General features: G+C 33.6%; 12 protein-coding genes and 1 riboswitch. Of the genes, 1 reads left to right on the plus strand and 11 read right to left on the minus strand.

Annotated features, from left to right (window positions below; translation table 11 throughout):
• Window position 1: 1 nt before the first annotated feature.
• From metH to U0D62_RS12970, 11 genes are all read right to left on the minus strand, one after another.
• Window positions 2–2,692 carry a methionine synthase gene (gene metH, locus U0D62_RS12920; protein WP_322287719.1) on the minus strand — a complete coding sequence of 897 codons (2,691 nt, stop codon included), beginning with the start codon at window positions 2,690–2,692 and terminating at the stop codon, window positions 2–4.
• 32 nt (window positions 2,693–2,724) lie between these two features.
• On the minus strand, window positions 2,725–3,732 hold the full coding sequence (locus U0D62_RS12925; RefSeq protein ID WP_322287720.1) for a homocysteine S-methyltransferase family protein: 1,008 nt from the start codon (window positions 3,730–3,732) through the stop codon (window positions 2,725–2,727).
• Between the two features lie 155 nt (window positions 3,733–3,887).
• Window positions 3,888–3,995, minus strand: a riboswitch (SAM riboswitch).
• Window positions 3,996–4,193: 198 nt separating this feature from the next.
• On the minus strand, window positions 4,194–4,514 hold the full coding sequence (locus U0D62_RS12930; protein ID WP_322287721.1) for a 2Fe-2S iron-sulfur cluster-binding protein: 321 nt from the start codon (window positions 4,512–4,514) through the stop codon (window positions 4,194–4,196).
• Window positions 4,515–4,598: 84 nt separating this feature from the next.
• Complete coding sequence (locus tag U0D62_RS12935) at window positions 4,599–5,654, minus strand: NAD(P)/FAD-dependent oxidoreductase (protein WP_322287722.1); 1,056 nt, start codon at window positions 5,652–5,654, stop codon at window positions 4,599–4,601.
• Complete coding sequence (locus U0D62_RS12940) at window positions 5,641–6,243, minus strand: precorrin-2 dehydrogenase/sirohydrochlorin ferrochelatase family protein (protein WP_322287723.1); 603 nt, start codon at window positions 6,241–6,243, stop codon at window positions 5,641–5,643. Before U0D62_RS12940 ends, U0D62_RS12935 begins: the two co-directional genes overlap by 14 nt.
• Before the next feature lie 21 nt (window positions 6,244–6,264).
• Entirely contained in the window at window positions 6,265–7,032 is a 768-nt protein-coding gene (cobA, locus tag U0D62_RS12945) for a uroporphyrinogen-III C-methyltransferase (RefSeq protein WP_322287724.1), read from the minus strand.
• 55 nt (window positions 7,033–7,087) lie between these two features.
• Window positions 7,088–9,178, minus strand: a complete 2,091-nt coding sequence (locus U0D62_RS12950) for a HEPN domain-containing protein (RefSeq protein WP_322287725.1) — start codon at window positions 9,176–9,178, stop codon at window positions 7,088–7,090.
• Window positions 9,179–9,295: 117 nt separating this feature from the next.
• The gene (locus U0D62_RS12955) at window positions 9,296–10,543 is read right to left on the minus strand and encodes a sulfate adenylyltransferase subunit 1 (protein WP_322287726.1); all 1,248 of its coding nucleotides are present in this window, start codon (window positions 10,541–10,543) and stop codon (window positions 9,296–9,298) included.
• A 78-nt stretch (window positions 10,544–10,621) separates the two neighbouring features.
• Window positions 10,622–11,560 carry a sulfate adenylyltransferase subunit CysD gene (gene cysD, locus U0D62_RS12960; RefSeq protein ID WP_322287727.1) on the minus strand — a complete coding sequence of 313 codons (939 nt, stop codon included), beginning with the start codon at window positions 11,558–11,560 and terminating at the stop codon, window positions 10,622–10,624.
• Window positions 11,561–11,621: 61 nt separating this feature from the next.
• Window positions 11,622–12,248, minus strand: coding sequence for a phosphoadenosine phosphosulfate reductase domain-containing protein (locus U0D62_RS12965; protein ID WP_322288402.1), 627 nt, complete (start codon window positions 12,246–12,248; stop codon window positions 11,622–11,624).
• A 66-nt stretch (window positions 12,249–12,314) separates the two neighbouring features.
• Window positions 12,315–12,566 carry a DUF2061 domain-containing protein gene (locus U0D62_RS12970; protein ID WP_322287728.1) on the minus strand — a complete coding sequence of 84 codons (252 nt, stop codon included), beginning with the start codon at window positions 12,564–12,566 and terminating at the stop codon, window positions 12,315–12,317.
• A 388-nt stretch (window positions 12,567–12,954) separates the two neighbouring features.
• Between U0D62_RS12970 and U0D62_RS12975 the strand changes: the two genes are divergently transcribed.
• Window positions 12,955–13,494 carry a lipocalin family protein gene (locus U0D62_RS12975; protein ID WP_322287729.1) on the plus strand — a complete coding sequence of 180 codons (540 nt, stop codon included), beginning with the start codon at window positions 12,955–12,957 and terminating at the stop codon, window positions 13,492–13,494.
• Window positions 13,495–13,518 lie beyond the last annotated feature (24 nt).

Below are 13,518 nucleotides of genomic sequence, written 5' to 3' on the forward strand. Positions count from 1 at the left end.
GTTAATCAATCAAATTGGGACTTAACCATTTTGTAGCAGATTCGAGATCAATATTCTTACGTTTTGCAAAATCTCTTACCTGATCTTCTTTTATTTTTCCTAATCCAAAATATCTTGCTTCAGGATTAGCAAAATAATACCCTGACACTGACGCTGCAGGCCACATAGCAAGGCTTTCTGTTAATTCTACTCCTATTTTTTCTTTAACCAGAAGTAGCTCCCAGATAGTTAATTTTTCCAAATGATCAGGGCAAGCCGGATATCCTGGAGCCGGTCGAATTCCTTTGTATGCTTCTTTAATTAACTCTTCATTTGTTAATTCTTCATTATTAGCGTATCCCCAATTATCCTTACGAACCTTTTTATGCAGATATTCTGCAAAAGCTTCTGCCAGACGGTCAGCCAGTGCCTTAATCATAATCGAATTATAATCATCGTGATCTTTTTCATATGCCTCTGCTAGTTCTTTTGTTCCAAATCCGGTAGTAACACAAAAGCATCCTATATAATCTTGTATACCAGATTCTTTTGGGGCAATAAAATCAGACAAAGCAAAATTAGGTTTGCCGGCATATTTTTTCAGTTGTTGACGAAGCGTTCTGAACGTATATTTACCTTCTCCAGAAAAAACCTCTATATCATCATCATTTACAGTGTTTGCCTCAAACAGACCATATACCGCTTTTGCTCCTAGTAATTTATCGGTAAATATTTTTTGCAATAATTCTTGTGCATCCTTAAACAAAGAAACGGCTTGCTCTCCTACAACACTATCTTCTAAAATCGCTGGATATTTACCGTGTAGATCCCATGATCTGAAAAATGGAGTCCAATCAATATAAGATTCCAATTTTTTCAAATCAAAATCTTCTATCACCTGAACACCCAATTGATTTGGTTTTACAATTTCTGAAGCACTCCACTCTATGGAATATTTATTCTTTCTTGCCTCGGTTATTGTCAAATATTCTTTTTGTTTGGTTCTTTTTAAGAAGCCTTCTCTGAATTTTTCATAATCTTCTTTAAGATCCCCAACATACTTTTGATTACTTCTTTTATTAAGTAAGTCTCCAACCACAGTCACTGCTCTGGAAGCATCATTAACATGTACTACGGCGTTTTGATATTGCGTGTCAATTTTTACTGCTGTATGAGCTTTGGAAGTCGTAGCACCACCTATTAATAAAGGTATTTTAAAATTTTTACGTTCCATTTCTTTGGCGAGATATACCATTTCGTCAAGAGATGGTGTAATCAAACCGCTAAGTCCAATAATATCTACTTGTTCATCGATTGCCGTCTGAATAATTTTTTCTGGAGGAACCATCACTCCTAAATCTACAATTTCATAATTATTACATCCCAGCACTACTGAAACAATGTTTTTTCCGATATCATGTACATCTCCTTTTACCGTAGCCATAAGTATACGACCATTGGACCCATTACCTTCTGCTTGTTTTGGATTTTTTCTTTTTTCCTCTTCGATATATGGAAGTAAATATGCCACTGCTTTTTTCATAACCCTTGCAGATTTTACTACCTGCGGCAAGAACATTTTACCAGATCCAAACAAATCTCCTACTACATTCATCCCGGTCATTAAATGCCCTTCTATAACCTCAATTGGTTTACTCACGCTTTGTCGAGCCTCTTCTACATCTTCTACTACATATTGATCAATTCCTTTTACCAGCGCTCTTGTAATCCTATTTTGCAATGGTTCTTCTCTCCATGATAGATCAATAGTCTGTTCTTTTTTTGATCCTTTTACAGTTTCTGCAAAATCCAATAATCTTTCTGTAGCATCATCTTTACGATCCAGAATTACATCTTCTACATATTCTAAAAGATCTTTAGGGATATCATCATATACTTCGAGCATTGCTGGGTTTACAATCCCTATATTCATTCCTGCTTTTATCGCATGATATAAAAACACAGAGTGCATTGCTTCTCTAACTGTATTATTTCCTCTAAACGAAAAAGAAACATTACTTACACCTCCGCTAACACTGCAATGAGGCAAATTTTGTTTTACCCATCGAGTTGCTTCGATAAAATCTATAGCATTTTTACGATGTTCTTCCATTCCTGTTGCTACAGGAAAAATATTAAGATCGAATATGATATCCTCAGGAGGGAACTTTACCTGATTAACTAAAACATCATAGGATCGTTTAGAGATTTCGATTCGGCGTTCATAATTATCTGCCTGACCAACTTCATCAAAAGCCATTACAACAACTGCAGCCCCATATCTTTTTATAGCTTTTGCATGAGCAATAAACTCTTCTTCTCCTTCTTTAAGGCTTATAGAGTTCACTACACATTTACCTTGAACCACCTGAAGACCTGCTTCTATAATCTCCCATTTTGAGCTATCAATCATTATAGGAACTCTTGCAATATCAGGTTCTGCCATAATAAGGTTTAAAAACCGTACCATTGCTTCTTTACCATCAATCAAACCATCGTCCATATTGATATCAATCACTTGCGCCCCTCCTTCTACCTGATGTCTTGCAATGTCTAATGCCTCATCAAATTTTTCTTCTTTGATCAAACGCAAAAACTTACGAGATCCTGCTACATTAGTACGCTCTCCAACATTGATAAAATTGGATTCGGGAGTAATAATTAACGGCTCTAAACCTGAAAGTTTCATTGGCCTTACTTCTTTCTCTGTCATATTATATTCTCTAATTCAGCACAGATTTTGTCTTAATTAACTAAAGCCGCTGGTCTTCTTCTTGGTTTATACTCTTTTACTAATTCTGCTATTGCTTTAATATGTTCTGGTGTAGTACCGCAACAACCTCCTACAATATTTACTAAACCTTTATCTACATATTCTTTAATCTGTTCTGCCATTTGCTCAGGAGTTTCATCATATTCTCCAAAAGCATTAGGTAACCCTGCATTGGGATGAGCAGATACTCCAAAATCTGTTTTTTGCGATAAAACTTCTAAATGAGGAGTTAACTGATTAGCTCCTAAAGCACAATTAAACCCAACAGAAAGCATTGGAATATGAGAGACAGATACTAAAAAAGCTTCTGCAGTTTGCCCAGATAATGTACGACCACTGGCATCAGTAATGGTACCACTTACCATAATCGGTACATCAATATTTCTTTGATCTTTTACTTCTTCTATTGCAAAAAGCGCTGCTTTTGCATTAAGTGTGTCAAAAACAGTTTCTACTAATAGAATATCTGCTCCTCCATCCAACAAAGCTTCTACCTGTTGTTTGTATGCTACTCTTAACTCATTAAAGGTTACAGCTCTAAATCCTGGATCATTGACATCGGGAGACATACTAGCCGTTCTGTTAGTAGGTCCTATAGAACCCGCAACAAAACGAGGTTTGTCTGGCTCATTAGCGGTAAATTCATCTGCAACTTCTTTGGCAATTTTTGCCGATTGATAGTTCAATTCGTAAACCAATTCTTCCATCTCATAATCAGCCATAGCAATTGTGGTTCCAGAAAAAGTATTAGTCTCTACAATATCTGCTCCGGCTTCAAAATACAATCTATGTACCTCTTTTATTGCTTCGGGTTGCGTAATGCTTAATAAATCATTATTTCCTTGAACAGGAACTGACCAATCTTTAAACCTCTCTCCTCTGAAATCTTCTTCAGTAAACTTATGCCTTTGCAACATGGTTCCCATTGCTCCATCAAGCACAAGAATTCTTTGATCTAATATTTTTTTTATGTCTTTCATTTATTTAATCTGTATTACTATAGATTTCGGTTTCTATCAAAATAAAAGTCATGATAGAGTAGTTCACCGAAATGAAAAAATATCGTTAAATCTTTATCAAAATAAAGAAAATTGTATCAAGAAAATAAATGGGGTATAGCTTAGCTATGGGGTATTGGTTATCTATTCTCGAATTCTCGAGATAGAATGTAGCACCTTCTTTAACAGATAAAGGGTTGCTAAGGTTTCACAGGGTCTATTCCCTCCACCTTTCTTGATAACAATTAAGTAAATTTATGAACTAGTGTGCAAAGTAATGATATAGCTTGTTCTTATGCAAATTAAATTTGAAAATAAGAGAAAATCTATCAATATTATACTTATTACTTAACATCTTTAATTATTTAAGATTCAGAGGTAAAACTTATCAAGCTACAATTGAATACTTAAAATAAGGTTTTAATGAAATAAATAATCAAAAATTATGATTCTGGAGCCAACTCAATTTCTAATCCATCTAATTCTGGAGTAATTGGAATCTGACACCCTAATCGACTATTATCTTCTACATAAAAGGCTTCTGCAAGCATTAAATCTTCATCCTGGCCCATTTCTGGTAATTGATGATCTGATAAAATGTAGCATTGACAGGAGGCGCACATGGCCATTCCTCCACAGGTTCCTTCAACAGGTAGTTCATAAGCCTTACAAACTTCCATGAGATTCATTGCCATATCGGTGGGTGCCTGAATTTCATGAACCTCACCTTCTCGATCTTTTATTTTAATTGTAACGTCTGACATAATCTTATCTTAATGGTATAAAAATCCTCGCAAATATACCTAAATGATTCAGTATATATGCGAGGGATCTATTATCTAGTTTTTTTATACTATTGCTTTTACAACTTCTTTTTTGGCTTCTTTCTTTGTTCCGTCAAATCCTTCTACACCTCCAACTGTTGTATATTTCATCACATATTTCTTATCTGGGAAAATTCGCTGATAAGCACTTTGACACATAATTGCAGCTTCGTGAAAACCTGAAAGAATCAATTTTAATTTTCCTTTATATGTATTTACATCTCCGATAGCGTAAATACCAGGGATATTTGTTTGATAATCATACGAGTTATCAACTTTTATTGCATTCTTTTCTATCTCTAATCCCCAGTCTCCTATTGGACCTAGTTTTGGTGACAATCCAAATAATGGGATAAAATAATCTGTATCCAGATGAATGTCTCCTTCGGTTTTATGTTTAATTCCTACAGCTTCAAGAGTTTTATCTCCTTTTAATTCTTTTACTTCTGCTTCTGTAATAAGGTTTACTTTTCCTAGTTTGGTTAATTCACCTACTCTTTCTACAGAATCTAATGCTCCACGAAATTCATTTCTTCTATGTACCAAGGTTACTTCGCTTGCTACATCAGCCAAGAAAATTGTCCAATCCAATGCTGAGTCACCTCCTCCAGCTATTACTACACGTTTATCTCTATATACTTCTGGATCACGAATGATGTAAGCTACACCATTATCTTCAAAATCTGTAATATTAGGAATCGGTGGTTTACGAGGTTCAAAAGAACCTAATCCTCCTGCAATAGCTACAACTGGTGCATTATGCTGAGTTCCTTTATTGGTAGTGACCAAAAATGTTTCATCTTCTAACTTCTCAATAGTTTCTGCTCTTTCTCCTAATGTAAATCCAGGTTTGAAAGGCTTAATTTGTTCCATCAGATTATCTACTAATTCTCCCGCAAGAATCTCAGGGAATCCTGGGATATCATAAATGGGTTTTTTAGGATATATCTCTGAACATTGCCCTCCTGGTTGTGGTAAGGCATCTATTAAATGTGTTTTTAATTTTAGCAATCCTGCTTCAAACACTGTAAACAAACCTGTTGGTCCTGCTCCAATAATTAAAATATCAGTCTTTATCATTTTCAACTTCTTTTTTTCCTATTAATCCTTTTGTAAATTCATTAAGTGTTTCCACTTTTTCTTCAAAATCTCCTTTTATGGTTTTCCTATATTCATTTAAATTTTTAACCAAATCATCAATATTTTCGGGAATTACTTCTTCAAAAAATTGACGCAATCGTTTGGCAGTAGTTGGCGATTTTCCATTTGTAGAAATAGCCACTTTTACACTACCTTTATTAACAATACTTCCCATATAAAAATCACAATATGGAGGATTGTCTGCTACATTAACTAGTTTACTCTTTTTTCTACAGTCTTTATACACTTGCATATTAACCTTGGGAGTATCAGTGGTAGCTATCACAATATGTTTTCCTTTTAAAAAACGTTTGTGATATTTTTTTTTTATCATTTCTACTCCATAATTTTTGGCTAAAGTTATTGTACCTTCTCGATACATTGGTGACACCATTGTTACTTTAGCGTCTGGACTAGATTTTAGTAAGAACGTAAGTTTTTCTTCGGCTACATTTCCTCCTCCAACAATTAGGAATTCAAGGTTTTTAGCCTTCAAAAAAATCGGATATAAATTATTTCTTTCTTTCATTATTATAGTATCCTGAAATGATCAAAATACAATTTCCTCCTGAACTTGTTCATAAACCGACGTTAATTTTACTCGTTGATTTACAACTTCTCCTATAACAATAATAGCCGGAGAAGATAGTTCTTTATCTAAGACTACTTGTTCAATTGTCTTAATAGAACCAAAACCAAATTTTTCATGCTTCGTTGTTCCATTCTGAATAATCGCTACTGGAACATCTTGCTTATTTTCTTTTGCAAAGATGCTAACAATTTCGTTTAATTTACTCATTCCCATCAAAATTACCACAGTTGCATTAGATTTAGCTGCCAGATAAACATCTTGTGATAACTTATGCGCCTTTGTTGTTCCTGTAATTACCCAAAAACTTTCTGATGATCCTCTTTTGGTTAAAGGAATTCCCTGATAAGCCGGAACTGCCAGCGATGATGATATTCCAGGAACCATGTTTGTTTCGATTCCAAACCGTTGCACATAATCAATTTCTTCTGCTCCTCGTCCAAAAATAAAAGGATCTCCTCCTTTTAGTCTTACAACATGTCCATGGCTTTTTGCTCTACTTATAATTAATTCATTGATCTGTTCTTGTTGATATGCATAACATCCTTTTCTTTTACCTACATATATTTTTTCTGCATCAGGAGCATATTCCAGCAAAGATTCATTAATGAGTGCATCGTATAACACCACATCTGCCGACTTTAAGGCTTTTATTGCCTTAAGAGTTATCAAATCCGGATCTCCTGGACCTGCACCTACTACCGTTAATTTTGGTGTTTTATTACTCATTTTAATTCTATATTCTGTCTTTAAAGCTTAAGATCAACACAATTAATGTATCGTATTATGCATTTTCTACCTCAGCGGTTCTATAAGATTGTACTTTTTGTAAAAACCCTTTTGCATTTTTAATATAATCTACTGCAAAATCTTTAGTTGGTGCATTTTTATTAATCTGATATACTAAATCTGAAAAGGTACCTTCTAAGTTTATTCTTTTACTTTCTACAAAAAGCTCATCAAATTGATTAACAATATTAGCGTGCGTATTTGTTTTTTTATTTTCTGCTAATAATAATGCTTTTGCTGAGTTTATAATAGAACTATACGCATGGTAAATGGCATCAGAATATATTTCGTTTTCAAAAGATTTTTTGGCATTCTCTATTTTTTCTTCGCTCTCTAAGAAAAGGGTTGCTATTAAATCAATAACTACGCCTGCACATTCACCAATACCTATAGCTTTTACGTACTCTTCTTCGGTTCCCCAATCGATAAAATCTTCTTGGGTAAGGTTATCTACATTTGACAAATCAGTTAATAAATCATAGAAATATTTCTCTCCTTGTTCTGCATAATACTCTACAAAAACTCTTTCATTGGCATTGGCTTCGAAATCATTTAAGATTCTTCTTAAGGCTTCAGGTCCTCTTCTACTAGGTATTTTTACTACTTTATCTGCAAAACGACCTTTTCCGTTTCCTAAATTTCCTCCTCCCAGCAATACTTGTAATGCCGGAGCAACCAATTTATCTTTTGTTCGAACAGACATTCCCTGAAAACCAATATTGGCCATATTATGCTGTCCACAAGCATTCATACATCCACTGATCTTGATTACCAGATCTTCTTTCTTTAAATATTGAGGGTATTCTGTTTTAATTACTCTTTCTAATTCTTCTGCAATACCCGTACTACTTGCTATCCCCAGATTACACGTATCTGTTCCCGGACAAGCAGTAATATCAATAGCTTTATTATATCCAGATGCTACAAAGCCTAATTTTTCTAATTCCTGATAGAAAAATGGTATCAAATCTTCTTTTACAAACGGAATTAAAATGTTTTGACGAAGCGATAAACGTATTTCTCCTGCTCCATATTTTTCCACCAAATCAGCTAATAATCTAGCTTTATCTGTATAAAAATCTCCTAATAATACTTTAATTCCTATGGCAACATATCCTTCTTGTTTTTGAGGAATTACATTAGTTGATTTCCATAAATCAAAGGCTTTCTGATCTTTAATTGTCACTTGTGGAGCATCAATAGAAACAGGTACTGATACTTGATAAGCTTCTGCATCTATAGCTACGGTTTTATTCAGAATCGCCGCTTGCTCAGCCTCTACCAATTCTTTAAATGCTTCAAGTCCTATATCCTTGATTAAAAACTTCATTCTGGCTTTTGCTCTACTTTTTCTCTCACCGTGACGGTCAAAAATTCGTAAAACTCCTTCCATTAAAGGAATAATCTTATCTGATGGTAAAAAGGCATATAACTCATCTGCATGGCGAGGTTGAGAACCTAAACCACCTCCTAACATCACTTTGAACCCTCGAACTCCATTTTCTATTTTGGCAATAAAACCAAGATCATGCATATAGGATAATCCAGTATCTTCATCAGTTCCTGAAAAAGACACTTTAAACTTACGCCCCATTTCCTGACAAATAGGGTTTCTTAAAAAGAAACGAAATAGAGCATCTGCATATGGTGATACGTCAAAAGGTTCTTTTGGGTCAATCCCAGCAGTTTCTGACGCAGTCACATTACGAACAGTATTACCACAAGCTTCTCTAAGTGTTACATCATCTCTCTCTAGTTCTGCCCAAAGCTCTGGAGTTCTATTAAGGTCTACATAATGGATTTGGATATCTTGACGTGTTGTGATATGCAACCTTCCTCTTGAATATTCATCTGACACATCACATATACGTCTTAACTGATTACTTAATACTTTACCATAAGGTAGTTTAATACGAATCATCTGTACTCCTTCCTGACGCTGTCCATATACTCCTCGCGCTAAACGAAGGCTACGAAACTTCTCTTCATCAATCTTACCCTTATGAAACTGTTCTATTTTATTAGCCAGTTCTATAATGTCTTTTTCGACAATTGGGTTTTCTATTTCTGTTCTAAAACTTTGCATCTCTTTTCGTATTTCATCCCTTAAAAAAGGGCATAGTTATGACTTTTGTGTGATGTTTTTTTATTTAAAAATTCCTGATTTGTATTCCTCTTTTTTGAAGAATTAGCTCTTGATTTTTTATTCTATAAAACCTACTCCAGAAGTATTATTGGTTTGCGAATCTATTAATATAAATGACCCTGAAGCTTTGTTCTTACTATAAGAATCTATTGCCAAAGGTTTACTTAATTGTATTTGAACTTTACCTATCTCATTTAGACTTAATACATTTTTTGATGTATCTTCTCCTGAGAAATCAGTTGCTATCGTTCCTGTTACAGCTTTTACTTTTGCCAAAATACGACTGCTTCCACTTTGTAAAAGGTAATTGGTTCCTGGATTAAGATTTTTACTATCCATCCAACAAACGGTAGCTATCAATTGTTTTTCTACTCTAGGTTGTTCTGTAGATTTAACTATCATATCACCTCTACTCACATTCACATCATCTTCTAAAGTAATTGTGCAAGAACTTCCTCTTCCGGCAGAATCAAATTTTTGATCAAAAAAGTATATCTCTTTTATTTTTGATGTCGTTAATGATGGTAAGACAGTAACCTCATCTCCAACAGAAAGCTCCCCTCCATATAACTTACCTGCATATCCTCTAAAGTCATGAAACTCATCTTTTTTAGGTCTTATTACTGTTTGTATTGGAAAGCGAACTTGAGCTTTTTCATATACATCTTGAGCATCTAATTCTTCTAAGTGTTCTAATAATGTTTGACCGTTATACCAAGGTGTATTTCCTGAAGAATCTACCACGTTATCTCCTTGAAGAGCACTTACCGGAATAAATGTTATGTTTTGCTCTTTGTAATCACTTTTTTCGATTAATTTCTCAAAATCTGCTTTGATAGCTTCATATTTTTCTTGAGAAAAATCTACTAAATCCATTTTATTAACAGCAACTATAACATCTTTAACTCTTAATAAATTATTGATAAAAAAGTGTCTATATGTTTGCTCTATTACTCCTTTGCGGGCATCTACCAAAATAATAGAAGCCTGTGAAGTTGAAGCTCCGGTAACCATGTTTCTGGTATACTCTATATGTCCTGGAGTGTCTGCTATGATATAACTTTTTCTTTTTGTTGAAAAATAAATATGTGCTACATCAATGGTAATTCCTTGCTCACGTTCTGCAACCAGTCCATCTGTTGCTAGTGAGAAATCAAGATAATCAAATCCATTAGCCTTACTTCTAGCCTCAATAGCTTCTAATTTATCTGTAGTTAATGATTTTGTATCATAAAGGATACGACCGATTAAGGTACTTTTACCATCATCTACACTTCCTGCTGTTGCTATTTTTAATACGTCCATTTACCTCTATTTTTATCCCTTTATAAGGAGGTATTTTATTTTTATTTAATAATCAAATTTGTCAGAATATCTCAAAAATTAAAAGTATCCTTGTTGCTTACGTTTCTCCATTGCAGCTTCTGATCTTTTATCATCTATTCGAGCTCCTCTCTCTGAAATAGTAGATTCTCTGATCTCTGATACCACCTTATCTATCGTAATTGCATCAGAAAGTACTGCTGCTGTACAAGACATATCTCCTACTGTACGAAAACGAACCATTCTCTCTTCTACCAATTCATCTTCTTCTCTGAAAACCACTCCATCTTCTGCGGACCATATCATACCATCTCTAACAAATGTTTTTCGCTTATGAGCAAAATATATAGAAGGTATTTCGATTCCTTCTTTTTGAATATAACTCCACACATCCAGCTCTGTCCAATTACTAATTGGAAATACACGCACATTCTGCCCTAAATCAATTTTTCCGTTAAGGTGATCAAACAATTCTGGTCTTTGGTTTTTTTCATCCCACTGTCCAAAATCATCTCTAACCGAAAAAATTCTTTCTTTAGCTCTTGCTTTTTCTTCATCCCTACGTGCTCCACCAATAGCAGCATCAAACTTAAATTCTTCTAAAGCATCAAGAAGTGTAGTTGTTTGTAAACTATTACGACTTGCATATTTTCCTTTTTCTTCGATCACTTTTCCTTGATCAATAGAATCTTGTACATTGCGAACAATCAATTCTACTCCTAATTCTTCTACCAGACGATCTCTAAATTCTATAGTTTCAGGGAAATTATGACCTGTGTCAATATGTAATAATGGGAAAGGTATTTTACCCGGATAAAATGCTTTCTGAGCTAGTCTTACTAATGTAATAGAATCTTTTCCTCCCGAAAAAAGCAATACTGGTTTCTCAAACTGAGCTACAACTTCACGAAAAATATAAATTGCTTCACTTTCTAATGGATTAACATTTAAAATTTTCTTATCCAAAATTTGTTCTTTTATATTTTCAATCACTTCCATTTATTTCTTTTTAAATATAAGGAATAAAAGATATCCCTAATAATTATAATTTTATATCAAATTAACTTGTATGTAACCCACACTCTCTGTTCTCCAGCACCTTGGTAGGGTCAAAATATTTAAACTCGTTTGGCAACTTGTTTTCTTCTAAATATATATCCAACTCTGAATCAGAATAATAATAAAACGGACTTACTTTAAGCACTCCATCACTACCTAAACTTAAAATATCCAATGAATCTCTCAATGCTGTCTGTCCTTTTCTAAGATTTGTGAACCAAACATCAGGAGTAAAATCAGCCATTGCTCTTTTAAACGGTTCTAATTTTACTTGCTTCGTAAACTCTACGTGTTTTGGATCATCAACACCTGGGATTCCCATTACAACATCTCTATGAGCTGAGGTTTGTTTTGGAACATATAGCTTAACGTTTAATGATAATAAACTAATAACCTCTTCAGCATGTTTGTATGTATTAGGTGTATTATAACCTGAATCACACCATATCACAGGAATATCTTGTAATGTTTTTGCACACACATTAAGAATAGCAGCTTCATAAGGTCTGAAATTAGTAGTTACAACAGGTTTTGTCGCATTCAAAACCGCCCATTTTGTAATTTCTAACGGAGTCTTATTTCTAAGCTCTTTATTTAAATTCTCTATTTCTTTTTCTGTGAAACTCATTTTTCTAATTTTCATTCAACGTAGGTTTTTCTCCTACTTAAATCTTTTTCAAAGGACTAATAGCAATTATTTCCCCCATTTAATTCGATTCCAAATTCTTTCGTGAAAGAAATACAGAATCATTTTAGTTACAAAATCAACAGATGCAATTGATGTAGCAAGTACTATCTCACTAGTAAGAAGATAAGACACTACTAATGTATCTAATGTACCTATAACTCTCCAACTTACTGCTTTGGCAATACTACGTATCGGTTTTTCTGATGTTTTGTCAGACTCATACGTTGTTTTCTCCGTAGCTACTTTATCTAATATCATTTGATCTATAATCATTTTTAAATTCTATTACCCTATCGGATTAGTAGATTATTAAACAAATGTATATATAAAAAATTGTTTAATTGATTTTAAAATTTAAAATTTTCACCAAAACCCTCATAATTATGATATATTTAATAAAAACCCTAGCAACTTAGTAGATTATTAAAACATCTTTAAAACCATTGAATATATGTTCATAAATTTTCCTCAATTTTGGGTTCAATATTTCAAAATAACGCTTCAAAAAACTATTAATCCGAAGATTCTCATATTTTTACCTATACATTTAATCAAATGATTAATGGATCTCTTCATATTATATACAAAACAATATGAGGATACGATTCTCGTTAATTAATTAATATCAACCTAAATCTAAATTGAAATGAAAAAATTTGCCATACTATTGTTTTTATCTGCTTCATCATTATTTATTTCATGTAGTAATGATGATGATGATACAATCGTTATTGATGAATCTTTAATTCCTGGAGAATGGAGCTTAACCGAGATCAGATCTGAAGATGGAAGGGTTACTACTACTATTCAGGGTGTACCAGTTAGTGGTAGTTATGATCTAACGGGAAAAGATTATACGGCCCAAGTGACTTTTACCGAAGTATCAGGCACCGATCCTAATACTTTTACAAGTTCTGGTGGGTTTACTCTTGTTGCCACTGTAAGTATCCCAACTCAATCTATTGATTATGAAGAAGCGATTCCGGATTTTATAGGTAATGGAGAATGGAGTGTTGAAGGAAATACTTTAACTACTTCTGCTCAGGGACAGGAACAATCTTTTGAAATAATCGCACTAAGTGCTCAAACTATGAGCTTAAAAGCTACAATTGATGAAACGGTTGAACAACAAGGTTTTACTTTTGAAGCTACTGGTAGTCAAATTTTCACGCTTACCAAAAACTAAATTTATTTTTTAATTTAATATTAA

Origin of the sequence: Aquimarina callyspongiae, assembly GCF_034322225.1 — a bacterium.
In the GTDB taxonomy this organism is placed as follows: domain Bacteria; phylum Bacteroidota; class Bacteroidia; order Flavobacteriales; family Flavobacteriaceae; genus Aquimarina.